This window comes from Pedobacter nyackensis (assembly GCF_900176505.1).
Classification (GTDB): Bacteria; Bacteroidota; Bacteroidia; order Sphingobacteriales; family Sphingobacteriaceae; genus Pedobacter; species Pedobacter nyackensis.
Map to the genome: position 1 here is coordinate 232,106 of NZ_FWYB01000008.1, position 24,694 is coordinate 256,799.

The window sequence follows — 24,694 nt, forward strand, 5'->3', positions numbered from 1 at the left end:
AATACCTTTTTATCTCTTAATTTTTCAATTTTTTTTTTAATTCCTCTTATTTCCTCAATTTGGTAATACCCAGATTCGGACTTTCATTAAAATGGCCAATGGTCGTCTGCTCCAACAGATCTTTCAATTGGTTACGAATAGCTTTAAATTCATGATGCAATGGGCAAGGATTAGTTTCTGAGCAATGAGCTAGCCCCAAACCGCATCCAATAAAAATGCTTTTCCCATCCACCGCTTCTACCACCTCTGATAAGGGACGTTTAAGCCCCACCTCATCCATATAAAACCCACCATTAGGTCCTTTAGCCGATTGTACTATACCTCTTCTACTTAAATCCTGTAAAATTTTGGCTAGAAAATGTTCTGGAGAATCTATTCCTTTAGCAATTTCTTTTATCCCTACCCTATTGCCATCGGCTGTCCGGTGCGCGATAAAAAAAACTGAGCGTATTGCATATTCACATGTTTTTGAAAAGACTCCCATAAGCAGGACAAAGCTACATAGTATATTTAAAAAATAAAAGAGTTTTTCGTCTTTTATTAAAAAAACTTATTATTCGACCTCATTTTTCATTTAGAAATGAAGTGAAAAGGCGTTAAATAATTAAGATTTAGAATACCGGAAACCTCACGATTTATAGTTTTTAAAAGCTGACAATCGCAATTTCGTAAACAGATAGAAGGTATTACTAACTGCATGCAAAACCTGATTGAACGGTAGAATTTTAGATATTAGGATGAGTCAAAATTGATCAATCTTTGCTAAAAGTGTATATTTCGAGGAAAGTTGGAATGAAATGAGGTGTCAGCTTATTTCCGAATTCAGCGGACAGTAATGCCGAAACATGCAGTTATTGGTATAAAAGTCCGCAATTTCTTGATTATATAATTTCCAAGTCTCAAAGTCAGAAAAACTCCCAAGTCCATTTTCAACAGGAAACACTCCATTCATTTTTTTCTCAAAGTCGTCCGCCAGTAATGTCTCTGAAATTAAAGATAACTCCCAACTACCTGGAACTTCGTCTTTAAAGTTTAGTTCGGCATATGCAACTCGACCAGAAAAATCTTCATCAAGCCCAATGTAAAGGTAAACTGGATAGTCACCAGGCATAACTGTCCAAGATTGAGGAAGTCCTAATTCTCTATACATTGGGTCTGTGCAAACGACTTGTCCACTTGGTAATTTGGTAATTTGATATTGCCAGCAAAAAATCTATCGTAAGATTTATTTGCTTTTAGGTCTTCAAAATCTAAGTAGTCAAACTCAGTTACTTCATTGAAAATTATCTGTTTGACTTTTTTATTTGTCGTGTCCTGTTCGGTCTGAGAAGTCTTACCAAATAGCTTGTCAAATAGTCCCATAATTATTTTTTAAAGTCGTCTTGTTTGATAGTTGCTTCCCTATTCACATTTATTAAAACACCTGTAAATTCTACAAGCGCAAATGGTTTACTCTTTAGATAAACGGAATAAGAGCAAGCGAAGTTAATAAAACGAATAAGACTTGTTATACAAAAATTGATCAATTCTTATCCTTATAAATCTCTCGAATTATCCTTAAAATATCTGATAAGTGTTGCAATGGGCTCCCTTCTTCCCCGCCAAGGTATCAAAGCCTACAAAAATCCTGGAATCGTAAGATTTCGGGATTTTTTGTTTTTGAACAACACCAAAGAGGCATTATTTTACTACCCCTCAGAAATCATCTTGGCTCGATTTTTACCGTTTTACCTTATTTTATTCGGCTAAATTCAATTAAACGGAGTTTTCCACCAAATTTCAGATCACCGAGGTTTCCCACTAATTATCTGATTACGTTTGCTGAAATAGCCAAGGAAAAATAAGTGAAGAAACAGGCTCCAAAAGATTTATCGATCCCCTAATTAAGATTTATTGAATATCTGACCAAACATGAACGAGAACAACGATAACATGCTAATCCCCGACGAAATTATTATGAACCAGATCTATTACATACATGGACACAAGGTAATATTGGATACCGATTTAGCTGCGCTTTATGAAGTAGAAACCAAGCAGCTTAAAAGACAGGTTAAACGAAATAAGGATCGCTTCCCCGAAGATTTTATGTTTGAACTGACCGCTGAAGAATATCAATTTTCAAGGAGCCAAAATGGCACCTTGAAACAAGGAAGTAATATCAAATACGCTCCTATGGTCTTTACTGAGCAGGGGGTTCCATGCTTTCAAGTGTATTGAACAGCAAGAGGGCAATAAAAGTGAATATCCAAATCATACGGATATTTACTCGCATACGTCAAATACTGACAGACAATACAGATATAAGACTGGAAATCGAAAAAATAAAGAACAAGCTAGATAATCAGGATAAAAATATGGAAATCATATTCCGCAGCTTATCCAATAAATACCCATTTGCCCCCTATTGCTCATAGTCCCTTTTGGTAGTTGCTTTTTCGGAGCATGTAAAATTGATGTGTCTACTTCTTTTACAAATTTTGTTAATGCACCAAGTTTGTTTTCAGAAAACGCCAGTATCGTGTAATCCCAACAGGAATAGTAAGATAACATCCACTTAAATTCTGCATCAATTTTACTATTAGCTAAATAGTCATTTAGAATTGAATAGGAGTCAAAAATTATTGAACCATCAAGGTCTTCAACACCTGTAAAACAGCTTGGCTCAAGCAAAGAATACCAATTTAAAAATATCAATCGCTTTAAAATTTCAAGTTTTGCTTCTTCATTATCCGTCTGAAACAATAAATCAAGGTAGCTTTTATGGATTTCTCTATACTTTTCAAAAGCACCACTCTCAGCAAGCTGTTCAGTCTTACTCTCCATTGTCCCATCAAGCAACCAGAAGACATGCTGTAAAGAACTGATAACAAGTCACTTACATCTTAAAATATAAGACACCTTTTAGAAGTCTTGCCATGACTTTCCAAGCTTAGAGGTACATACCAGGTACTTTGTTGGTCCTTACACTAATGAGCTACCAATAACCTACCTAGCGGGTACCTACAATCTACCTATTTGCCTAAAAGGCCTCTTCAATGGTGAATTGGCTAGTTTGGAGATCCCAGATGCCAATAATCTTTAGCACTTTCCAAAAAGCCCTTTAATAGAGGTAATAAAACCTTTACTATTTATACTGATAGATGAATATCGGTTTTTTAAATTGATGGTCTGCACATGCGACAGATTACTGTAACTGAGTACAATTATCAAGGTAATATACCCTGAACATTGCCATGGCATATTTGTTTGTCATGTTTTGTCTTCACTTGTTGCGCGAATTCTCGCTTGGTTTCATTTGTTTTTACCTAAAAAAGCGGGTATTCAAAAAAGTAATTTTTTGAATACCCGCTGCTACAATTTATTATTCTTAATAAAATTGGGCTATTTTAATTTGATTGTTTCTTCTACTCTGCGTGGCGCAGAAATATTATAGGAGTAAAACAAATGAAAAGATTTCGTTGCAGGATCGTAATAATTTGGTCCCCAATGCTGATCAATATCAGGTGTCGCTCCAGCAGGAGTAATGGTTACCGTTAAATCTGCATTGACTTTTAACTGCATAAGATAACCGGACGATCCCAGGTCACCCAAATTACATTGGACTATTTCATCCGTTATCCTGGCAAGTACTTTAGCTTCATTAACATTGCGATCACCGTTGGTCGGATGATGAAACACACCCGTAGCCTGATAATTCCCTGCATACGCATTAAATGTTTGAATTGCAGTAGGACTGTAAAACATATCAATACCATTACTAGGTACAAATGCAGACTTCAATTCAATTTGTTTCCCCCTATTGTCTGCAATGGTATAAGTACCAACAGATGATGGTACTTTAACAGTTGATATATTTCCTAAAGCATTAGTGTATTTTACTTCAGTTTCCACGTTAAAAGTTTCCGGAGTAGAAAAATTCAATTCTAATCCTGCCAGCGTATTACCAATAGTTACGCCTCTGGTTAACAGCTCCGATTCGTAAGTAGTACCATAAGCCTTACCACTTTTTAATACCTCTAAAGAGGAATTTCCCATTTTATCAACGGAAACAATTTCGAAATTATATGACTGCTCCTTTAATCCGGGAATAATGGTTTTCATAATCCCTTGCCCAGCGGTAGGCAATACGATTACAGAATCAGCCCTATCATTCCAGTAAATTATATACTTCGTAATATTTGGATCCAGACTTTGTTGAAACTGCACTTCAATTCTATTTCTTCCAGAGTGGAGTTCTATCGCGCTCGGCTTTCCAGGGTAATATCTTTCTCCATCGGCCAGGTATGGTTTGTAAGTATTATCCATTTTAGTACATGAGGTAATTATCCCGATGCACACCATAAAAAAATATATTTTATTTTTCATGAGTCTATAATTTGATTTTTAATGGCTATGAAGCTATCATGGGCAATATTCAATGCTATTCCTGAAAATCTGCTCATGATGCTTTCACAATCATTTTTTTGTTGAAACAATTATTTAAGATTATTGAGGATCACCCCAGAACTTTAAGCATGCAACCTCCATTGCAAGACTCTGTGAATAATTTGACACCAGTACAAATCTCCAATATCTGATAGGTTGGGCCGGTAATGGTAATACAAATTCAAATCCTTCATACTTGGCAGCGTCATCTTCAGCATTTCTTTTGCCATATGGTAGTCCTGAAGGTTTTTTCAGTTCATAAAGACCTCCCAATTGCGTCCAGGTAGCATCTAAAGTTCCATCTGGATTCGGATTGTTACTGCCATATAGTTTAAATGTTTTTGGTGTACCATTTGCAAACTCTGCAATACCATTTACTCTAAACCAAAGCTTAAACCGACTCATTTTGATTGTTTTACCTAAGTCATACGTTATTCTTGACGGGAATTTTGTATCAGGAAGTGTAATTCCATAAAGGCACCAGTCAGAAGCACCAGTATTAGACAATGGAACACTCAGAGATGAGCCACAACATCCCGTCATATCACCAGGTAAATATAACCCTGCTATTTTTGCTCTGTCAAGTTCAACCTCTCTCAAAGGAGACAGTTTTGCGTATACCGTATCCGACTTATTTCCCCATCTATCCCTAATATAAGTACCAAAAGTTCTTTCTTTTGTTGGAAGCCCTCTAACTGAAAAATTACCTTTACTTTCTTTTGTGTATTTTGTATCCAGATACTCAAAACTATCAAGCGAGTCAATAATAACTACAACACCCAAATCACTTTCAGTAGGGTTTTCATAGCTAACATTTACTCCTCCAAAATCGGCAAGTAGCTTCAGTGATTTACCAACAGTAATGTAGCTCGGCGTAAGTGGATTAACGGTAATCTCAATAGGGTCTGATTTTATTTCACTTCTGCTTATTGAATGTAAGATTACCTTATAAGGACCTGCTTTAGCAAAACCACCTACCATAAGGGTATCAGAATAGTACGAAGATTTTGCTTGTCGGCTAACTTTATCATTTACAGAATAATCTGCTTGTACATAAAGTATAGAGGGGTCGGCATGAACGTCATAAGTAATAATAGCCCCACCTTCAACATTAGTTATTTTTATATTGGTTACCGGAGAAGGTTTTGTTTTGTTGTCAAACAGTGGTTCACGATCTAACCCTTCATGCTTACATGAAAAAATAAAACCGGTAACAAATAAGAATATTAAAAAAATATTAAGCTTTTTCATAATCATTTGATATTATATTTTACCATTTAGGGTTTTGAACAAGGTTAGGATTTACTGACAAGTCAATTTCCATTATTGGAAATAGAAAGTCTCTATAGCTATAATTAGGGGTAAAAATGGTTTTAAGTCTATAAAAATTCTCTGTAGTTGTTTGAAACACATCCCAGCCTTTTATAGGTCTGTTCATCACATCCAATTTTTTCCATCTCCTTACATTCCAATAGTTTTCTCCTTCAAACATCAATTCTATCATCGTTTCCTGATGAACAATTGACCTAAAACCTTCTTTTGTCGTCGGTTTTGAAGGGTTTTTCGCATAATTTGCCCAGGATTCAACTACTCCTTTTAAACCCGCTCTTAAACGAACCAAATCTATCCACTTATAAGCCTCAGCTGAAGGCCCCTCTGCTTCATTCAATGATTCCGCATATAAAAGATATAAACTAGCCAAACGGATGGCAGGCCATACATAAGAAACAATGTTGTAATTACCGCTACTACCGCTATTCTTGTAGTTAATCAATTTTTTTGGCCAATAACCTGTACAAGAAAATCGGCTATTACTCCCTGTAGAATTACCTTGACCCCAAATCGTACTTACATACAATAAATTGGTCTCATTAGTACGACCAAAACCAAATAACGAAGATCTATCAAATACCAGGTCGGCATAAAAACGATATTCCCTATCCATATTAAAACTCGAAGTAACATAATTCGGATTTAACAAACTACTTTCAGATTGAGGAATTGTTTTCAATTTGGTAAACCGACCTGCAAAATCCCAGTTCTTATCTTCCTCAATAGGCACTCCATTTCGGGTATAGAACATTTCGGCCGCATTTATAGATGCCGCAAGCAGCGCACCTGACGTTTGCTGCACATCATTTCTTGGCGTACACATATTTTGAAGAGTTCCGGTGGCCCCCTTAGAATTGGAAAACCCCCAAATTGTTTCATTGTTCCACTCCTCTGTTATCGTAGATCTAACATTCATACAATAGGTAGTGGCATCACTTATAGTACTCATGTTAAAAGGCTTCTCAAAATAATGGATTGCATTTGCCGCCTCATGACAAACATCAATTGCAGCTTTACAAGCATCAGCAGCTTTTTTCCATTTCTTATTGTCAACAGTAGAATTGAATAAAGCTTGTCCATCTTTATTTTTGAAATTAACATAATCAGGATTTCCATTAAATAACGGGCTTGCGGCTAATACCAGTGTTTGGGCTTTTATGGTCAATGCAATAGGCTTAGTAACTCTTCCAAGCTCCTTAGCCTGATTAGAAATTTCAATAGGCAAATCTGGAATAGCTTCGTCCAAGGTTTGTACCACATAATTCACTACAGAATCCACAGGTTCACGTTTTACCCTTACCTCTTCTACAGAAGCAGATATTGGCAGATTTTTGCGGATTACAGGAATAGGCCCGTACATTTTTAATAAACTCAAATGATAATAGGCTTTCAGAAACTTCACTTCTGCAATCCATTTGTTTCTTTCGGAAGTTTGCATATCAGGAACCTTGACAATATTTTCCAGAAAAATATTACAATGGCGTATCGCTGTATAATAAGACTTAGCTCCATTTGCACCATCCCAGGCATTGCCAATTGGTGCTACTGCATTTTGGCCTCCATAAGCCAGATTAATGACATTTTGATAACCATCCATTGGAGATATTCCTGGATTAGGGGTAACCAATTCACCTGAGCCCATGAATGTTGGATTTGTGATATCACCAAGTCTTGGCAGGAAAGAATAACAGGTAAACAAATACTTTTCCGCCTGATTACGTAGTGTAAAAGCATTGTCAATGGTGGCTATATTATCTGGAACGACATTCAGATATTTTTTACACGAAGAGAAAGCAATCACCATCAATCCGAGTATTATAATTTTATAAAATTTCATACAATTACAGTTTAATTTTAAGGGATTGGACATTGTTTTAATTAATTGAGATTAACATCCCAAAATTCATCACTCTTTGAACAGGATAACCTAGACCATTGCCTCCCATTTCAACGTCCCATAATTTAAAATTGCTCCACAGTAGTAAGTTTGTCCCATTTAAATAGAACCTCACATTCGATAAATGGGCTTTTTTTGTGATGCGACTTGGCATGGTGTAGCCAAGTTCAAGTGATTTTAAGCGAAGAAATGCGCCATTTTGCATTAACCAGGTACTTGTTTGGGTGTTGTTAACATTAACAGTTGTACTCAGTCTAGGCCAAAGGGCATAAATATTTCTATTTTCTTCACTCCAGTGATTATCAGCATAAGCCTTTAACAATGCACCCTGATCATTCACAAATGGTGAGGTGGCTACACCATCAATCCAAAAAGACTCACGACCTAAACCCTGAAAGAAACAAGATAAATCAAATCGCTTGTAGCCAGCAGAAAGGCCAAAACCATATACAATCTCAGGAGATGTTGGAAATCCTATCGGCACTTGATCCAATGTACTAATTTGTCCATCCTTATTTACATCCCTATATTTAATATCACCTGCACCATAAGTTCCAAAATTTTGTTTTGGAGAATAAGCCACGTCATTATTATCAATAAACAGACGTTCAGCAATATATCCCCAATTCTGGGTTAAAGAATAACCAACATGCGACTTATTTTTCTCGGCATACTGTGGTTCTTCATATACCTCAAATTTACTGGTAGCATAGGTAAAATTGGCCATTCCTTTGATCCATATATCTGAACCAATATTTTGGGAATAATCTAAAGCAACATCAGCACCATGCGATGATGCTTCACCAACATTAGCCCTTACATTTGCAGACAAGCCCATTGTACTAGGAATAGAAGCCCTGGTCATCAAAATGTTCGTTCTTCTTTCGTTATATATATCGACCTGAATACCTAATTTATTGAAAAGGTTAGATTCAATTCCGAAATTGAATTTTTTAGCGGTCTCCCAGGTAATGTCATTATTTGCATATCTGGTAATATTAACTCCTGTAAGTCTATTATCCGTTAATGTTCCAAAAACAGCACCATTTGCACCACTATTCATATCAACATTGGACAAATAAAAGAATCTATCCGTTGGACTACCTATTTGATCATTTCCTACCAGACCATAAGTCGCCCTTAATTTCAATGTTGGCATCACTTTCTTAAATGGTGTCCAGAAATTTTCGTTTGATATCGTGTAAGCTACACCTGCAGAGGGGAAGAATCCAAAACGACGAGATTCATGAAAGCGTTCCGATCCATTGTAACCAAAGTTAAATTCAGTTGCATAACGATCATTATAGACATAGGTGAACCTACCCGACAACCCCATATTTCTGAAAGGAAGAGAACTTTGCAAATCTCCGGCTCCTCCTGTTAAACTACTTTTAGCGATACCGATTAACATACCACTGATGCTGTGCACCTGACTAAAGGTACGTTTATAATTTATAGCTGCTTCACTATAAAAACTAGTGGAAACATTTTTATCACCCTCATCATATCCTAAATATTCGGTACCGACAGGAATTGAGATATCTGGTGATGCAACTTCATTAAGCCCTCTAAGTGTATAAGTTTTATTTACCCTATCATAATTACCAAGCGAGTAATAATATGGACTATAAAGTCTGCTTACATCAAAGAAAGCATAGCGCTGAGTATTAACCATAGCTCTGGCTGTTAGTCCTTCAGTTAGAAATGAGAAATCCTGCGACAATTGAAGCTGAGCTGACATTGTTGACCGAGAGTAGTCTTTATAACCTTTTTGTAAACTGGCATAAGGGTTATTATACTCTCCATCCCCGTAGTTACCAAACATAATGTGTTTTACAAATTTGGTATCTTCAGTAGCTGCATATCTAGCCGGAAATCGTACAGGATTAGCGTTAACGATTTCATTGTATATTGCAGTTCCACTATTTATAGGGCCTCTATAGTCGTCAAATGTACCTGATATACGTGTAATTAACTCTGTAGTTTTGGTTAAATTAATATTCACATTACTTCTTAATGAATATGTTTTTAAGTTGGCATTACTATTAAAGTTATTCATGGGATCAACTTTCATGATACCATTATCTTGAGATAATGCACCTGCAACAAAATACCTCGCTACTTTTCCACCGCCACTAACATTTAGGTTATATCTTTGGTTCATGGTATAATCCTTCAACAACATCTTTTGCCAGTCGGTAGTCGGAAAAGCCACCGGATCTGTACCTCTTATGGTATTGTCTATTTTACCTTGCTGATAAAGATATCCTCCCAATGGATTTCTGGTATAACTGGCTTCATTTGCTAAAGTCATATAAGTAATGGGATCCGCAAACTCCACATCCCTTGTGGATTGCGATAAGGAGTTTTCTGCTCTTACAGATAAATTCACTTTACCTTCCTTACCTTCCTTAGTTGTAATTAAAATAACTCCATTTGCACCTTTAGCTCCATACAGAGCCGTAGAAGTAGCATCTTTCATAATGGAAAAACTAGCAATATCATCTACCTGAAGTCGCGCTAAATCTGTAGAAGTTGACTCTATACCGTCAACTAAAATCAAAGGCGAAACTTTGTAACCAAAAGTAGTAACTCCCCTAATAAAAAAATCTGCATTATCAGCACCCGGCTCACCGCTCCTTTGATAGGCGATTACACCTGCCAATTTTCCTGCAAGAGCGGCCGTTAAATTACTTGAAGGTATTTTTAAATCCGCAGGCTTTATAGAGGTAACTGCCCCTACTACTTCTGTTTTCTTTTGCTTTCCAAAAGCTACAATCACCACATCATCAAGTTTCGCTTCCAAAGCTTGCATGGTCACGTTGATAATCGTCCGGCCGTTGATTTCTACTTCAATTGATTTCATTCCCACAGATGAAAAAACAAGTGTTTTGGTTCCATCCGGAACAGTGAGTACATATTTTCCATTACCATCGGTAACTGCGCCAATACCTGATCCTTTAGCGGCTCCTTTGACAGTTACACTAACACCCGGCAAGGAGATTCCGGTTGAGTCTTTTACAACACCGGTGATTTTAATATCCACTATAGCTTGCTTCTCCTTTTTTCGGATCACCACAGTCTTCTCTGTAATAGAATAATTCATTGGCTGATTCATAAAGCAAAGACTGAGTACTTTTTCTATGGAGCCATTCTGAACATCGATGTCAATTGGCTTTGCCTGCCTGATTAATTTAGTATCACCAATAAATGAATAATTTGTTTGGTCTATTACCTTTTTGATGATAGTTTCCAAAGAAGCATTTTTTTCATGTAATGATATTACCTGCGCTTTTGTCGCAGCACTTATTTGCAGAAAACAAGCTGTAATTATGATGATGATTAGTCTCATTATGCGTAATAATTGCACAGTATTGAAAGTCCATAACTTAGCTCTGAACCGATCGTAAATTTTCATACATTTGTTTGTTTGGGTTTAAACTGGTTTGGTTGTGTAGTAACAATTTTAAATGGGTAGACCTAAATATTGGTCAGGGATGTTCGAAGCATCTCTGACTTTTTTAAGATCACCGTATTCCAAGGTAGTTTTATGGCATAACGACAATCCTCCTTCCTGAAATTTTAAAGTGAACATTTCCGCTTAATTCTAAGATTTTTAATAGCGACGATATTTTTTTTGATCTTTCTATCTGCCCCAAAAATGACTGTTCCTCGAGCTTACCTTCATAAACTACCTCAACGTCATACCATCTCGAAACCTTGGTCATAATACTTTCTAATTTCTCATCATTAAATAAGAAATAGCCATTCTTCCAGGCAATGGCTTCTTTCATATTCCCCATGGCAACAAGCGTTTGTCCGGTTTTTTTATTGGTCTCTGCCTGCTCGCCAGGACTTAGCATCCAGAATTTTGCTGGAACAGAAGGTGCGGATATTTTAACCGAGCCTTCCAGTAAAGTTGTTATGTCAAAATTTTCATCAGCATAACTATTCACATTAAAATGTGTACCCTTTACTTCAATTTCCTGATGACGTGTATGTACTTTAAAAGGAACATTCTTGTTTTTAGCCACTTCAAAATAAGCCTCTCCAATAAGTTCAACTTTACGTTCCTTTGTGCCGAACTTTAGAGGAAAACGTAATTCCGACATCGCATTTAACCAAACACTTGTTCCATCTGGCAGTTTTAAATTGTAGGTACCTCCACGGGGAACAATTAGTGTATTGTACAATACTTCCTCTTTATCAGGTGCTTCATCATTCGAGTAAGCTAATCCTCCCTGATTACCCGAAAGATGGGTCCCATCCCTTTCCTCCAATGTTACCTTTCCACTATCTAACCTTACTTTTTTCCCATTTGACAAAACTAATACGGCAACATTACCACCCGGTAATACATCATTTAGGTGTTTATTGATGGCAAGGGGTATAATCATCTTATTATCCGTTTTGCCAAAGAACCATAATGCTACTGAGCTTACCATTATCGCAAGCACTGCAACGTATTTTAGTATACTGTAATTTCTGCTATTCCCTGACTTACGATCATAGCGTTGACGCACCTTATCCCATGCTGCATCAATACCCAAACTATCCATGTAATCAAGTCTTTCCTGTACAGGTGCCGTGTGTTTGTAGTATTCCAAAATTTCACGTTTATGCTCATCTTTTTCAATTATCCGCATAAGATGAGCTTCTTCTTCTTTAGAAAGCTCATTACATAAATATTCTGAAATTAGTTCTGCAAATTCGAAAGGCTCGTTTTTCATAAATGGTTTCATCTCTCTATATCTATTGAGAAACCTGAAACTGAAAAATGGGTGATTTTATTTTAAAATAATTTATTTGTGCATTAAAAAGGCAATGAACAAGAGGTAAACGGTATCACCAAGCATTACTCTCATTAGGCTAAGTGCCTTCTGTTTTTGATATTTAACCGCATCTATACTTATATTTAATTGCTCAGCAATTTTACGATTTTGTAATCCTTCCAGATACCCATATCTCAATACCATAGCACAGTCGACAGGTAGCATATTAATTGCCTGATGTATTTTGGCAATAATCTCGGCATGTATAATCCCATCCAATAGTTTAGGATCATCAAGCGTTTCAAAGGGGATTTTTTTGCAGTATGTATCTATAACTTTATGATGACGGAGCTTATTTAAGCACGCGTGCTTAACTGATGAATACAGGAATGATTTTACAGCATTAGGATGCGAAGAAATGTTTTCCTTTTGTTCCAGAAATACCACAAATGCATCCTGAACAACATCTTCTGCTACTTCCTGATCCTTTATTATGTAGCAAGCAAAATCGCACAACCTGGGATAAAATTTCTTAAAAAGAACTTCTGGAAACATTTCAATATGCTCTTCACTATGTCTCTTAACCATCATTTCAATTTATTTGGTTGTTAATGCTTACAAACCAATGGGATGGCTATTCTAAAAGAAATATTTAGAACAACACTACCATTTAGTCTGTTCAAAGTTAAAACTAAATATTTTAAAGACTAGGAAAGTTATGTTATTTTGCTCAATATCGATGTTTTTTTTGCTTAGTTATTTTAAACAGGTCGTCCTCCCTGCTGATAATAGTTCATTTTCATTCATCTTCTTTATACTTACCCGACACCTCTACGATACCTTTTCCTCTAACGCTCACCACCCCGGGCATTTAACCCAAGCAGCTTAGAGGCGGTAAGGTTTTGTGAGGCCTGGACCCCGCCTACAAAATTCATGACTGTAGGAAAACTACGAAGTGTATTTACCTCCATCCATTGACCAGACAAATTGTCGAGTGAAGGAACAACAGAGGTACTTTGCCCAAATACCATTACACTTGATAACAACAATAACAAAACTGCTTTTATTCTTTTCATAATCACTACTTAATATTTAGAACCTAACGCCTTTTTAGCTGTAATCAAACAAAATAGGAAATAAACTACCAAATTTTTATTCTTTGTTTTCCACTCTGTTTAATTTCAAAAGGTCCAGGTGATGGATTAGCTGTGTTGCGTTTGTTACCTAAATAATCTGTGTCAATTTTCATGAATGACCCATCTGTGTTTTCAAAAGGAAGATTAGAAATAATGACAGGTCTTAATGATTGAGTTGTAACCAATTTCCGGGGTTGTTCCAGCAACCAGGCTTTGTCCAGATTAATTTCTAAGTAAACGTGGCCATTTTCTTTAATCAGTTTTGCATCAGCATCAAAACCTTGCTTGTCTAATTCATCCTTAGACTGCTTGTCCTTATATTTTGCTTTAAATTGTTCACTAAGGCTTGCCCAGTTATAATAGCTTGGAGCTGCACCTTGGTTAGTACCCTTAGTATATAGATTCCCAGTCATATTTACTGGAAGCAAAGCCTTGTCATAAGACGTCGAATTACCCCTCATTACAAAGAGGTTATTAACAAACTGAACATCACCACCCTGGTTATCATGCAACCCTTCCATGAAAGTAGAATGTGGTTTGAGATAAGGTGTTAATCGGGCATCATAGCCCACAACATTAAACGCACCGCCAAATACATTGTGCACAAGCGCAACACCTTTAGTGTTCATTAACATACTAACTTTTGATAGCAATAAATTGTTAGCTACCAATGTTGGACCATGATTTACTTCCAGGAAAATATCCAGATCATTTTCATACATGAGGTTGTTTTTCACCTGTGTACCTTGTGCCATCCAGTCCAACCAAACGCCTTTATCAGTTCTGTAAATCTGATTGTTTTTGATTTGCACATCTACCGCCCCATGAAATTTTATACCCGCCATTTCAGCACCGCTAAACAAGCGTCTGGTGTGAATATCATGAATAACATTCCCTTCAATTATGCTAAAGGCACAGCCCATACTGCCAACAATACCGGTTTGTTCGCAAAAAGAAATGGTATTATTCCTCACAATATGTCCACCAATAGTTCCTTTATTCCAACCAAAAGCCAAAGCTCTTTTTATAGTACCTACATAGCCCTCTGCCGACTCGGTCTTATTGTTATCATGTTCATCTCCATATTTCCCCAATGCAACCCCAGAGCATTTAGAATAACGAATGGTATTATTTTCGATAATCCATCCTTTACTCCAATGCGTCCCAATTAGGCCATGCTGTTCCGCAGTAGGCGGTGCCCAATTAGTAGCAGCCTGCTCCAGAGTAAAACCAGTAACTGTAATAAAATTTATGAATGGCTTGTCAGGATAAAACACAGTTGGACGAACATTGATTTCTACCAGATCACTATTTGGATCAGTATTTTTAAACTGTGCCCAGATTGTTGTACTGTCTGCATCAACCGTAGCACACCAAAGCGGTTTTTTTAAATCAGCATCTTTATCAATCACTTGTTCTTTTTTGGCAGCTTCCATCAACCAATCACCATTCAGGTAAACGGCACCACGAAGATATTTTCTGCCTTGTGGTGTAGGATAAAACCAATCACCATGAATTAGTTCTTTATACGGGTTAAAATTTCCAAAGAAACTATTAGGCAATTTTAGCACCCAGGTATCATGCATTTGCTTTCGCCAGCCCTTCGCTATTTCAGATCCTTTTACAATGACTTCCCCATCTTTAGCGGCCAGATAAGTAATCCTTTCTGTATCCGAGTCACCACCACGGGGTGGCACAATCGACTCCCGGTAAATACCGGCATGTACGATAATTACATCCCCTGGCATGGCTATGTTAGCTGCTGCTGTAATAGTTTTAAATGGTTTGTTTACCGAGCCATCCCCCACCTCATTACTATTCGCCGATACATGGTATTCCTTTGTAGGCCTTTTATTTTTACCCGATGATTTTGTTTGAGCAATAGTATAGAAATTACTTAATACAAGTAATCCCATCAATAGCGTGCTCATTTTTATCTGGTTTATATTTGTGGGCATTTCCATTTATTTACTTTCTGTTTTTATTTTTAATACTTCTGGTCTTAAATAAGGTTTATTTAAATCTACGATGGGTTTGTATGCATAAGGATCTTCACCTGCAACAAGTACAATATCCCGTAAATCTTCGGTAGTAGGTAGCTTCCCATCCTGATCCCATGGCAGCATACTTTCTGCGCTCATGTAATGGTTAACCAATGCTGTCCGGAAATTATTAGTTGTTTTATTACGCTGCGAACTGTGCAACAAGTAGCCGTTGAAGAAAACAACACCACCGCTTTTTACTGGTACAGAAATAATTTCTTCTTTACTGTAACTGCTGACATCTATGGTATCTACGTCCGCATATTCCTCACTGATGCTCGTTACGCGTGGCATAATATAGCCCGGTTTATGACTACCCGGAACAATCCACAAACACCCGTTTTCGACGGAAGCGTTATCAATAGCAATCCATACACCTACCAGCGATTTATCTCTGGTAGGAATGTAAAACTCATCCTGATGCCATGCTTGTCCGGCTTTTCCCGGCCCCTTTACAAACAACATGCTTTGCATGCATTTTATATTGGGGCTAACAGTTTTACTCAATACCTCTACAATATTCTTTTGCGAAAGAAAATCTTTAATAACAGGCGAAATTTTATGTGGAAAATGTATAGCTACATATTTTTTTAAAACATCTTCATCTGTTTCATTTCCCAATACGGGCAACATGCCCTCTACCATACCATACTCACCACAAAAAATCTTAGTGGTATCTTTTTTTAAGGCAAGAATTTCTTCAGCAGAAATTAGTTCGGGGGCAATCAGGTAACCATAATCATGGTAAAACTTCACATTCTCAGGAGTTACCTTTTTGTCTACGATGAATTGATTTGGGTTATTCATACGTTTTAATTTTATCAATAAACAATTAAATTATTTGGTCAATAGCTTCTCCAATGCCTCTAATGTCTGACCTTTTGTTTCAGGCACTTTCCATTTGATATAGAAAAAATAGATCCCGCACAAGGCCGCGAATATCATAAGCGTTGCTGCCACGCCCAGTTTTTCATTTAACACGGGGAAGGAAAAACTTGCTGCAAAATCGGCTACCCATAAGATTAAGGTGCTTAATGATAAAGCAAGCGCTCTAATTCGGTTCGGAAAAATTTCGGAAAGCAACACCCAGGTTACAGCACCAAGACTAGCCGAAAAACCAGCAATGTATAACATCAGGAAAATTAGCACCAGGTAATGATCAAAATAACTGAAATGAAAACAAGCTGCAACACCAATGAGCGATAAGCCCATTACCGCGCAACCAGCTAGCAAGAGCATTCTACGGCCTGCCTTATCAACCAGCCAAATGGCTACCAGCGTAAACAAAAACATCATTACCCCAATACCAATGGTTTGCAGCAATGCATTTTCATTACTAACGCCAGTATATTTAATAATTTCGGGTGCATAATATACAATAGCATTGATACCTGTTATTTGCTGAAAAACAGCAATCACAATTCCAATCCACAACACTGAACGATATGATGGCAGCCATAACGTTGAAAGTTTTTCCTTCGTTTCGTGCTGAAAACTTTCTTCAATAGCTACGATTTCTATACGACAGTACTCAATACCACCTACCTTTTCCAGAATTTTTTGCGCTTCCTGACTACGTGCTTTTTTTACCAGCCATCTCGGAGATTCAGGGACAAAAAATAACAACAGAAAAAACAAAGCTGAGGGAAATGCCTGCGAAGCAAACATCCAGCGCCAGTTATTTTCTCCTATACCTGACAAGAGATAATTAGACAGATAAGCCATCAAAATACCGCTTACAATGGCCAGTTGATACAAAGAAACCATGCGGCCCCGTAACGAAGCAGGAACCGTTTCGGCTATATACATGGGGCCTACCATTGCCGCTGTACCTACTGCCAGCCCACTCAATATCCTGAATCCAACAAATACCTCCAATGACTTTGCAAGTCCAGTCCCTATACCCGTTGCAGCAAATAAAAATGCACAAATCATCAGGGTGATTCTACGTCCCCATATATCGCTTAATTTACCTGCCATTAAAGCTCCAAGGGCACACCCGATTAAAATTGAACTTACTGCCCAGCCTAATGAAAATTCATTCAGTTCAAAATAGGGCTGTATATAGGAAATGGTTCCTGAAATAATAGCGGTATCAAAGCCAAATAATAAGCCGCCCAATGCGGAAATCATACTGACTAATACAATATAAGTTTGATTTAAATTAACTCCAGACTGCTTCATAAAACTATTCCATTAGTATTACAGCGCTTTCTTAATTCATGTTCCTGTCCCCACCTGGGACAAAAAAAATGTAGGTTCATATTATATTTGGTTATATTATATTAAAATTAATCGATAGTCCAATTCCGAACATCAAACTTGACTACCTTATATCACTCCAACGCCAGAAATAGCATTTTGACCGACATACATTACTGAATTATTCTACTAATTTATAGGCATTTAAATAAAAAAAATAATTATAAATTACTAAAAAACTAAACTATATTAACCAAAACATACGAAACTATGAGCATAACATGAAGTCGCATATTCAAAAATTACCACTCGGAGACAGTAATTCATTTGTCGCCAAAAGCTTCCGAACACCAAATTTTGAAGTTGGTTGGCATCAGCATATTGAATATGAACTCATCTTGTTTACAGAGGGATCAGGCTTGAGTTTTATTGGTAATCATATAGGGGAATTTGAGAAGGGCGATATTTATTTTTTAGGTTCCAATATACCCCACACTTTTCAGAAAAGAGAACCTGAATCGATAACCAGTGCAGTAGTGGTGCAGTTCCGCGAGGATTTTTTGGGAAATGATTTTATTAATACCCCGGAATGCAGATTTATTAAACAGCTATTAGAAGTATCACGATATGGCTTAAAAATAACAGGGAAAAGCAAACAGGAATTACAGCCACTGATTACAACCCTTGAGTTTGCTGAAAATTTTAAACGCATACTTATTTTGGGAGAATGCCTTGAAATCATTACTTCAGCAAAAGACTATGATCAAGTAACTACCTTCGGGATGCAACAACAAAACCAGAAAGATAAGGAGCGTATAGATAAAGTTTTCCAATTCACTATTGATTCATTTAAAGAGCCCATTTCTCTTTCGCAGGCCGCGGCCATTGCCTGTATGAGCGTGCCTGCCTTCTGTAACTATTTTAAACGAAGCACAAAGAAAACTTATATTGATTTTTTAAATGAAATTAGGATAGGCTACGCTTGTCATTTGCTAGCAGAAACAAAAAAAAATGTGATGGATATTTGTTTTGAAAGTGGTTACAATACCATAGCTAATTTCCATAAGCAATTCCTGAAAACCAAAAAGTTGACCCCGCTACAGTACAGAAAACACTTTGAGAGTGACATGCTACAAAACTAACGTCCCATCTTTCACTGTTCCTTCATAACTCTTGTTCCCAGGTCCAATTAATTTAAAATGCACATCCCATTCTTTCACCCAGGCAGGTAATAACTTTACATCATCATTCTCATATTGCAATAACATCCGTTGCAGGGCAATCATTGCTACACTACCGTGGCATTGGTCAGGTGTCCAATCGTAATTAGGCCCCCAAAAGGCTGGAAAACGAAAATTCTTATCCCATGTTGAAAAACTTTCAACGACCATTTTTTTTGACTCTTCCGGCAACCCTAAAAAAGCAGCTTGAATCGAATTTTGCTGCCAGCCTTTATTTTCTTTATGTGTTTTGGCTGCAAATGTTTTTCGAGCCATTTCGACGTTAGGTTTTCCAACAGTAAACATCCGGTATGGGAACACAGCATACATTTCCGGGTTTTCTACATTAGCTTTGTTACTATACTTATGCGCTGGAGCGAGAAGCGTGTCATTACCAACGATCCGAGTAGGTAAAGCGGGTAAATCCTTAACAAGTTTTGTCCACTCTTCCTTTTTCTCTTTTCCGACAAACTGTACTGGCAAATGGAGCATTTTTCCGGCAACTACTGTAATACCGACAATTTCAGGTAATGGATTCACTGCTGAGTGAAAGGTTTCCAAAGCCATGGCAGGATCAAAAAGAATCTTTCCATCCTGGCCTCTCTTCCAATGCTGGTCATAAAAACTAAGTATCTCCGAAACAAATGGCACCAATGTATTTTTTGCAAACTGACTATCCTTTGAAAAGGAATAATAATCCAGCATCATCAGCGACAGCTCCAGTCCGCTTTGCCAGTAATAACGGACAAATGGATTTTTGGCATAGCCATCTTTAACATTTTCACGATTGCATCCATAATCTCCATCCGGATAAGTTCCCCAAAAATTGATGGTTTCAGGAAAAAAAGCCCCGGCATGCCCATAATATTTTTTTGTTGCTGCTTTTCGTAAGGACAGTGCCTTCATATACATGGAAAACAATGGCTTCATCAGTTCAAAGTCACCCGACGCAAGCATAGACCAATAAGGAAGACGTGTGTTTTGCCACCAGTAACATCCCCCCCAAGCCCGGAAATCAGCATTCATATTTTTACGTTCATCATTACGATTATAAGTATCTACGTTAAAAATGCTGCCGTTAAACTTTATTGGCGAATTACCCCTGCCACTGCATGCATTCATGAAACGCTGCAAAATATATCCCTGCGTCACCGTTTCAGCCTCTTTTCTATTAGCCGAATCTTTTGCTGTGATAAAAATATAAGAACGATTCCAGAACTCGCTCCACCATGCTTTATGAGCTACTTCCCGTTTCGCTATTGAAACGGCCTGAATGGATTTTGCATTAGTGAATAGCGTTTGCTTCCATTGTGCTACACTCCCCATACGTGTAAGTGGAAAAATACTGATCTGAAAATTGTGCAATGCTTTTTTACTTGTTAACACAGTGTCAGAAATATTCTTCATTCCTGTCCCTTGAATCATCAGTCCAAAATTGCGGTTAAGTAAAGGATCTGCACTTTTATTTTCAAATTCTAATAAGGCCTGTGTACTAAGATTTCGATCCCAGATAGAACTGCTGTTATGATGGTATGCAACAATTTTATCACTATTATTAAACATCAGGGAATCAGCTTCTTCATACACTATTTTTTCGCAATCTCCCGACACCTGCAAGGAACCAAAGCCCCAAACTCCTGCTTGCTCAGCACCCAGCAACTGTCTTCGTTTTTTTCGCCAGTTTTCATAAGTAACTTGAACACTCATTGGCTTTTTGCTGCTTACATCCACCTGTATCACAGGATTATTTGCATCAATCCAGAATCTAATTTTTGCATCGCCATAAGTTATATGAATTTCTCCTTGCCGCAATTTCAATTCCTGTAAGACTTTTTTTTCATTAAATAAGTTAGGAGTCATGGACAGCCTCACTTTCCCTAATTTAACCAAACGTCCTATATCATCCCATGCATCAGTTTTAGAGACATAAAAAACCAGGTCACCATTCGCTTCTACCCAAACATTGGCACCAATATCACCATTACCAATAGGCATAGAGCCCTGCGAATTACCTCCAGGTGTACCCCATTGAATATTGTAATCATCCAACGATGTTTTCTGCGCAGAAGCTGTTGAAACAAACAATGTGATAAACAGATGGAATACGAATATTTTTTTAATCATTTTTATAACACTTTAAATTGTTCAATAAAAACAATACCTTTTGCAGGGTTAATTTTTAATTTTATAGTCTCGCCGGTTTTAACCTTAACTTTAGGCCATCCCAAAAATGCAGTATAGCTTAACGGCTTTATTCTTTGCTTTTCAGTTTCAGCCATTACAGATACATTTGCATCATATCCTGTTGAATTTGTAAGCTCAATGGTAATACCCGATTTATCACTTGACAATATCTGAGCTTTAACATGATCAAAAACATATAATTTCTTGCGATCCATATTCACATAAATACCGGGAATTTCCAAAGCCATCAACATCCCATTTGTTTCGGTCCATGAGTTACGTGTGTTGATAAAATTACCAATGCTTCCTTTCCCTTCGGCATCGCTTAGCTGAATTCGTTCCATTGAAGAGCCGATCAAATTGTTGGTGGTTAAATGTTCAGGCATATTTACTGCTTCGGCATGCGCGTGTTGAATGTCCCCTATCAAATCTGCATAAAGCTGATTGCCGGTAGCCCTGAACAGCTTAAAAACATAGTCCCCCGAAGCTGTGCAAATACCGGGAGCAGCATGTTTATTTTGAATACTGGCCCAAACAGCACCGGCCATATTGCTATTAAGTTTTCCAATTTCACTATTTGCCGGAAAAACGGGATCGTAAGAGAATGTCCACGTAGCACCTAATGCAGCTTGAACTTCGGCCTTATTTAACCATTCTTTTTGCCCAGTATAATAATACAAAGCCATTAATGATTCTAAAAATCCATAGGTCGATTCAGCATCGGCATCCTGGGAAATATCTCCACAATGACCTCCTGTTAATCCTTGCTTTTCAACATCGCGATGGTAATAAAATTTAGCCGCATCCTGAGCAACCTTCAGCCACTCCTTATTTTTGAAATAATCGGATGCCATAGCTAAACCTGCCGGAACGATAGCGCCTGCTGTTGAATTATACACCGCAATTTCACCTGTTTCGGGCGCTACATACTGACCAAATTCTCCATCTTTATTCCAGGTATGTGCAAAAGCAGCAGCAAGCTTTTTAGCTGCATTTTCCCACTCTGGCTTGATACTTTTGCCATAACCCTGAGCTTTTAACAGTTGCATATGTTTGATGAGCCAAAGCAATGCATCAGCATTTTTCCTTACCATTACCTGAACCGGCTTAAAATCAGGAGACATCTTTTCAGGGATGATTTCGCCGCTAGCTCTAATTCCTCCATAAAAATATCCGCTTTTTCCCTGCAATTTATTTACTACAAAATCCAATTCGGCAATAACCCTATCTCTCTCCTTTTGGTCATTGAGGGCTAACATTGGGTAGGTATTCATCATGCCACTAACCCATCCAAGCTGAAAATTCTTATTATTTTCCGGTTTATAATAGGAACCGGCAGGAACTTCAACAAAGTTTCCTCTGCATATATCTGTAGCTAGCTCGAACAATTTACTCATCGGTAATATATTACGAGGATGGTTTAAACCTGATAGTTCTTTCCGAACCAGCATAAATTTCTTTAAAAGATCAGGGATACTTGAAGCATTAAAAACGTATACTTTAAAGCTTAATGCCACCTCATCGCCAGATTTCCAATCGGGTGCCTTATCACCACTCAAATGAAAATCACCAAATCCAGTTGCCATTTTACGAACAGCAGGTGCAGAAATAGTGAAAGAACAGCTATCTTTTGCTGCATTTTCAGCAATAGTTAATCCGTTGCTACCCAATTTGGTCATTTGCTGAGTAAGTACAATAAACCCTTTCTGTTCCTTTTTTGAAAAAAAACACATTGCAGGCGTAGCCACGTTTCCTGTTGTCAACTCAATAAGAGAGGCTTTATTTGGTTCAATAGCAAGTCGGGGATTGTTAGAAATAGTAAGTGGCACCGAAGGATTATAATACATATCCTTTGGATACTGTGGATTGTAACTGTTCCCAATTGCTCTGTAGCGGTTTCCATTGTACACAGAAGCAGGTACAAGCACATAGTTTTCCGGATTCCATTTACTAAAATCAAAGGAAACTGAAACTGCAGATGCCTTAGCAGTACCACTGTTTAACCGAAACGATGTAGAAACATCCATAACTTCGGGATGTCCCGAAACCGGACTTGCTTTAAATTGCATACTCCAGTTACCTGTTTTTGTCTGCAATAAATCTTTGTTAAATAGCTGTTCAGATAGTAAGTTGGTTCCATTAAATTCTTTCACAGACAATCTTAATGAACCATTTATATCTCTTAATAATTTATTAAGGGATTCTATCGGTTGCTGAGCTATTGCCGTCATTCCATTGCTTAAGCAAAGAAAGCCGATCAACGTCACCCTTAAATTCTTCATTATCATAGTTTATTTACGAGTTTAATGTAAAGATTAAATTATCGGTTGCTTAATACCATCCATAATTACCAAGTTATTTAATCAATACCCTAAAAAACTTTCCTTTCTTATTCAAAACATAAACAATTTTAATAAAAGTTGGCGCATACAAATTCACATCCACCAAGGGAATCTGTTTTTGAGGTGATTTAGTCTGATCTTCTATATGAATGGTGATCTGAAACAGCTCTTATATGAAGACCACTCCATCATTCCTTACTATCTTTATAATGGACTAAAAGAGATTATAGACTTCTGTGGTATCCGTAAACAGATTACTTTCCACACTGCAAGGCATACATTTGCGACAACGGTTACATTATTGAATGGGATTCCCATCGAAAGCGTTTCTAAAATGCTAGGGCATTCTAAGATACTTGATATTAAAGTTGGTGCTGATATGGCATTGTTGAGGGAAATTTATATATAATTTATAATAGATTACCGTTAAGTCCGTAAAAACACAGAGGTTTAACTTGGCATTTAATAGAGCAAATATGACCGAGAATAAAGATATCATGCTAATTCCTGACGAAGTTATCATGAACCAAATCTATTATATACGTGGATATAAGGTAATGCTAGATGAAGATTTAGCAGAATTATATCAAGTAACCACGGGTAACTTAAATAAGGCGGTTACAAGGAATATTAAGCGATTCCCTGATGATTTCATGTTTCGTTTAACTGATGACGAATTTAAAATCTTGCTCTTCCAAAATGGAATAGCAAGATGGGGCGGAAGACGACAGGCTCCTAATGCCTTTACCGAACAGGGCATGGCAATGTTGTCTGGCGTGCTTTCCAGTGATAGAGCCATAGCCGTAAATATCCAGATTATGCGGATTTTTACACGTATGCGCCAGATGTTAGCTGATAATACCGACTTGCGTTTAGAAGTAGAGAAGATTAAAACGAAGCTTGACAATCAGGATAAAAATATGGAAATCGTATTCCGTTACTTAGATGAACTACTTGAAAAACAAGAACAACCTAATCCCCCAAGAAAAGGGATTGGTTTTAAACCTGATAATTTTTAATTATTTATTGGGTAACACAATATCTAACCCCAATTAACGTCTTTATTTATGAGAGCGTTAATTTAGATGAAGCGGGAGTGGTCGGAGATCATTCCCGCTTTCTTATTTATGTATATTCGT

The 24,694-nt window shown here is 37.3% G+C and carries 18 protein-coding genes and 1 pseudogene; 4 read left to right on the forward strand and 15 right to left on the reverse strand.

The annotated features are described in order from the left end of the window. Positions 1-46: 46 nt before the first annotated feature. Together B9A18_RS15920 and B9A18_RS15925 are read right to left on the reverse strand one after the other, a co-directional pair. Positions 47-484 carry an RrF2 family transcriptional regulator gene (locus B9A18_RS15920; RefSeq protein ID WP_084290328.1) on the reverse strand — a complete coding sequence of 146 codons (438 nt, stop codon included), beginning with the start codon at positions 482-484 and terminating at the stop codon, positions 47-49. 321 nt (positions 485-805) lie between these two features. Beyond that, a complete protein-coding gene (locus B9A18_RS15925) occupies positions 806-1,213 on the reverse strand; it encodes a DUF4241 domain-containing protein (RefSeq protein WP_317048242.1) in 408 nt (135 codons plus the stop codon). Between the two features lie 698 nt (positions 1,214-1,911). Here B9A18_RS15925 and B9A18_RS25405 point away from each other — a divergent pair. After that, positions 1,912-2,220: an ORF6N domain-containing protein gene (locus B9A18_RS25405; RefSeq protein WP_235005339.1), complete on the forward strand. Its 309-nt coding sequence runs from the start codon at positions 1,912-1,914 to the stop codon at positions 2,218-2,220. Positions 2,221-2,364: 144 nt separating this feature from the next. Here B9A18_RS25405 and B9A18_RS15940 read toward each other — a convergent pair whose 3' ends face one another. The 11 genes from B9A18_RS15940 to B9A18_RS15990 all read right to left on the reverse strand — a co-directional run bounded on the left by B9A18_RS15940 (position 2,365) and on the right by B9A18_RS15990 (position 17,791). Beyond that, the gene (locus B9A18_RS15940) at positions 2,365-2,826 is read right to left on the reverse strand and encodes a hypothetical protein (protein ID WP_084290334.1); all 462 of its coding nucleotides are present in this window, start codon (positions 2,824-2,826) and stop codon (positions 2,365-2,367) included. 558 nt (positions 2,827-3,384) lie between these two features. Beyond that, positions 3,385-4,368: a DUF4998 domain-containing protein gene (locus tag B9A18_RS15945; RefSeq protein WP_084290337.1), complete on the reverse strand. Its 984-nt coding sequence runs from the start codon at positions 4,366-4,368 to the stop codon at positions 3,385-3,387. 120 nt (positions 4,369-4,488) lie between these two features. Further along, the gene (locus B9A18_RS15950; RefSeq protein WP_159452672.1) at positions 4,489-5,679 is read right to left on the reverse strand and encodes a DUF4959 domain-containing protein; all 1,191 of its coding nucleotides are present in this window, start codon (positions 5,677-5,679) and stop codon (positions 4,489-4,491) included. A gap of 19 nt (positions 5,680-5,698) precedes the next feature. Then, on the reverse strand, positions 5,699-7,597 hold the full coding sequence (locus B9A18_RS15955) for a RagB/SusD family nutrient uptake outer membrane protein (RefSeq protein WP_084290341.1): 1,899 nt from the start codon (positions 7,595-7,597) through the stop codon (positions 5,699-5,701). Positions 7,598-7,634: 37 nt separating this feature from the next. Continuing rightward, entirely contained in the window at positions 7,635-11,075 is a 3,441-nt protein-coding gene (locus tag B9A18_RS15960) for a TonB-dependent receptor (RefSeq protein WP_084290343.1), read from the reverse strand. 130 nt (positions 11,076-11,205) lie between these two features. After that, positions 11,206-12,399: a FecR family protein gene (locus B9A18_RS15965; RefSeq protein WP_084290345.1), complete on the reverse strand. Its 1,194-nt coding sequence runs from the start codon at positions 12,397-12,399 to the stop codon at positions 11,206-11,208. A 60-nt stretch (positions 12,400-12,459) separates the two neighbouring features. Beyond that, a complete protein-coding gene (locus B9A18_RS15970) occupies positions 12,460-13,020 on the reverse strand; it encodes an RNA polymerase sigma-70 factor (protein WP_084290347.1) in 561 nt (186 codons plus the stop codon). Positions 13,021-13,277: 257 nt separating this feature from the next. After that, positions 13,278-13,505, reverse strand: coding sequence for a hypothetical protein (locus B9A18_RS15975; RefSeq protein ID WP_144009519.1), 228 nt, complete (start codon positions 13,503-13,505; stop codon positions 13,278-13,280). 65 nt (positions 13,506-13,570) lie between these two features. Further along, positions 13,571-15,496 carry a right-handed parallel beta-helix repeat-containing protein gene (locus tag B9A18_RS15980; protein ID WP_159452673.1) on the reverse strand — a complete coding sequence of 642 codons (1,926 nt, stop codon included), beginning with the start codon at positions 15,494-15,496 and terminating at the stop codon, positions 13,571-13,573. A gap of 33 nt (positions 15,497-15,529) precedes the next feature. Further along, positions 15,530-16,414, reverse strand: a complete 885-nt coding sequence (locus B9A18_RS15985) for a phytanoyl-CoA dioxygenase family protein (RefSeq protein WP_084290353.1) — start codon at positions 16,412-16,414, stop codon at positions 15,530-15,532. Between the two features lie 30 nt (positions 16,415-16,444). Further along, the gene (locus tag B9A18_RS15990) at positions 16,445-17,791 is read right to left on the reverse strand and encodes a sugar porter family MFS transporter (RefSeq protein ID WP_084290355.1); all 1,347 of its coding nucleotides are present in this window, start codon (positions 17,789-17,791) and stop codon (positions 16,445-16,447) included. 299 nt (positions 17,792-18,090) lie between these two features. Between B9A18_RS15990 and B9A18_RS15995 the strand changes: the two genes are divergently transcribed. Further along, entirely contained in the window at positions 18,091-18,951 is an 861-nt protein-coding gene (locus tag B9A18_RS15995; protein ID WP_084290357.1) for an AraC family transcriptional regulator, read from the forward strand. Here B9A18_RS15995 and B9A18_RS16000 read toward each other — a convergent pair. Beyond that, positions 18,940-21,153 carry a DUF5703 domain-containing protein gene (locus tag B9A18_RS16000; RefSeq protein ID WP_084290359.1) on the reverse strand — a complete coding sequence of 738 codons (2,214 nt, stop codon included), beginning with the start codon at positions 21,151-21,153 and terminating at the stop codon, positions 18,940-18,942. The two genes, B9A18_RS15995 and B9A18_RS16000, sit on opposite strands and share 12 nt — an antisense overlap. Before the next feature lie 2 nt (positions 21,154-21,155). Next, positions 21,156-23,495 carry a hypothetical protein gene (locus tag B9A18_RS16005; RefSeq protein WP_144009520.1) on the reverse strand — a complete coding sequence of 780 codons (2,340 nt, stop codon included), beginning with the start codon at positions 23,493-23,495 and terminating at the stop codon, positions 21,156-21,158. 274 nt (positions 23,496-23,769) lie between these two features. Here B9A18_RS16005 and B9A18_RS16010 point away from each other — a divergent pair. Further along, positions 23,770-23,964: pseudogene (locus B9A18_RS16010) on the forward strand (tyrosine-type recombinase/integrase); the annotation flags it as partial. 67 nt (positions 23,965-24,031) lie between these two features. Continuing rightward, positions 24,032-24,574, forward strand: coding sequence for an ORF6N domain-containing protein (locus B9A18_RS16015; RefSeq protein WP_084290365.1), 543 nt, complete (start codon positions 24,032-24,034; stop codon positions 24,572-24,574). Positions 24,575-24,694: the final 120 nt, after the last annotated feature.

Coding starts and splice junctions, on each gene's coding strand:
- B9A18_RS15950 (WP_159452672.1), bottom strand. CDS start 5,679: ATGAAAAAGCTTAATATTTTTTTAATATTCTTATTTGTTACCGGTTTT.
- B9A18_RS25405 (WP_235005339.1), top strand. CDS start 1,912: ATGAACGAGAACAACGATAACATGCTAATCCCCGACGAAATTATTATG.
- B9A18_RS15940 (WP_084290334.1), bottom strand. CDS start 2,826: ATGGAGAGTAAGACTGAACAGCTTGCTGAGAGTGGTGCTTTTGAAAAG.
- B9A18_RS15960 (WP_084290343.1), bottom strand. CDS start 11,075: ATGAAAATTTACGATCGGTTCAGAGCTAAGTTATGGACTTTCAATACT.
- B9A18_RS15965 (WP_084290345.1), bottom strand. CDS start 12,399: ATGAAACCATTTATGAAAAACGAGCCTTTCGAATTTGCAGAACTAATT.
- B9A18_RS15945 (WP_084290337.1), bottom strand. CDS start 4,368: ATGAAAAATAAAATATATTTTTTTATGGTGTGCATCGGGATAATTACC.
- B9A18_RS15970 (WP_084290347.1), bottom strand. CDS start 13,020: ATGATGGTTAAGAGACATAGTGAAGAGCATATTGAAATGTTTCCAGAA.
- B9A18_RS15975 (WP_144009519.1), bottom strand. CDS start 13,505: ATGAAAAGAATAAAAGCAGTTTTGTTATTGTTGTTATCAAGTGTAATG.
- B9A18_RS15995 (WP_084290357.1), top strand. CDS start 18,091: ATGAAGTCGCATATTCAAAAATTACCACTCGGAGACAGTAATTCATTT.
- B9A18_RS16000 (WP_084290359.1), bottom strand. CDS start 21,153: ATGATTAAAAAAATATTCGTATTCCATCTGTTTATCACATTGTTTGTT.
- B9A18_RS15980 (WP_159452673.1), bottom strand. CDS start 15,496: ATGAGCACGCTATTGATGGGATTACTTGTATTAAGTAATTTCTATACT.
- B9A18_RS16015 (WP_084290365.1), top strand. CDS start 24,032: ATGACCGAGAATAAAGATATCATGCTAATTCCTGACGAAGTTATCATG.
- B9A18_RS16005 (WP_144009520.1), bottom strand. CDS start 23,495: ATGAAGAATTTAAGGGTGACGTTGATCGGCTTTCTTTGCTTAAGCAAT.
- B9A18_RS15955 (WP_084290341.1), bottom strand. CDS start 7,597: ATGAAATTTTATAAAATTATAATACTCGGATTGATGGTGATTGCTTTC.
- B9A18_RS15920 (WP_084290328.1), bottom strand. CDS start 484: ATGGGAGTCTTTTCAAAAACATGTGAATATGCAATACGCTCAGTTTTT.
- B9A18_RS15985 (WP_084290353.1), bottom strand. CDS start 16,414: ATGAATAACCCAAATCAATTCATCGTAGACAAAAAGGTAACTCCTGAG.
- B9A18_RS15990 (WP_084290355.1), bottom strand. CDS start 17,791: ATGAAGCAGTCTGGAGTTAATTTAAATCAAACTTATATTGTATTAGTC.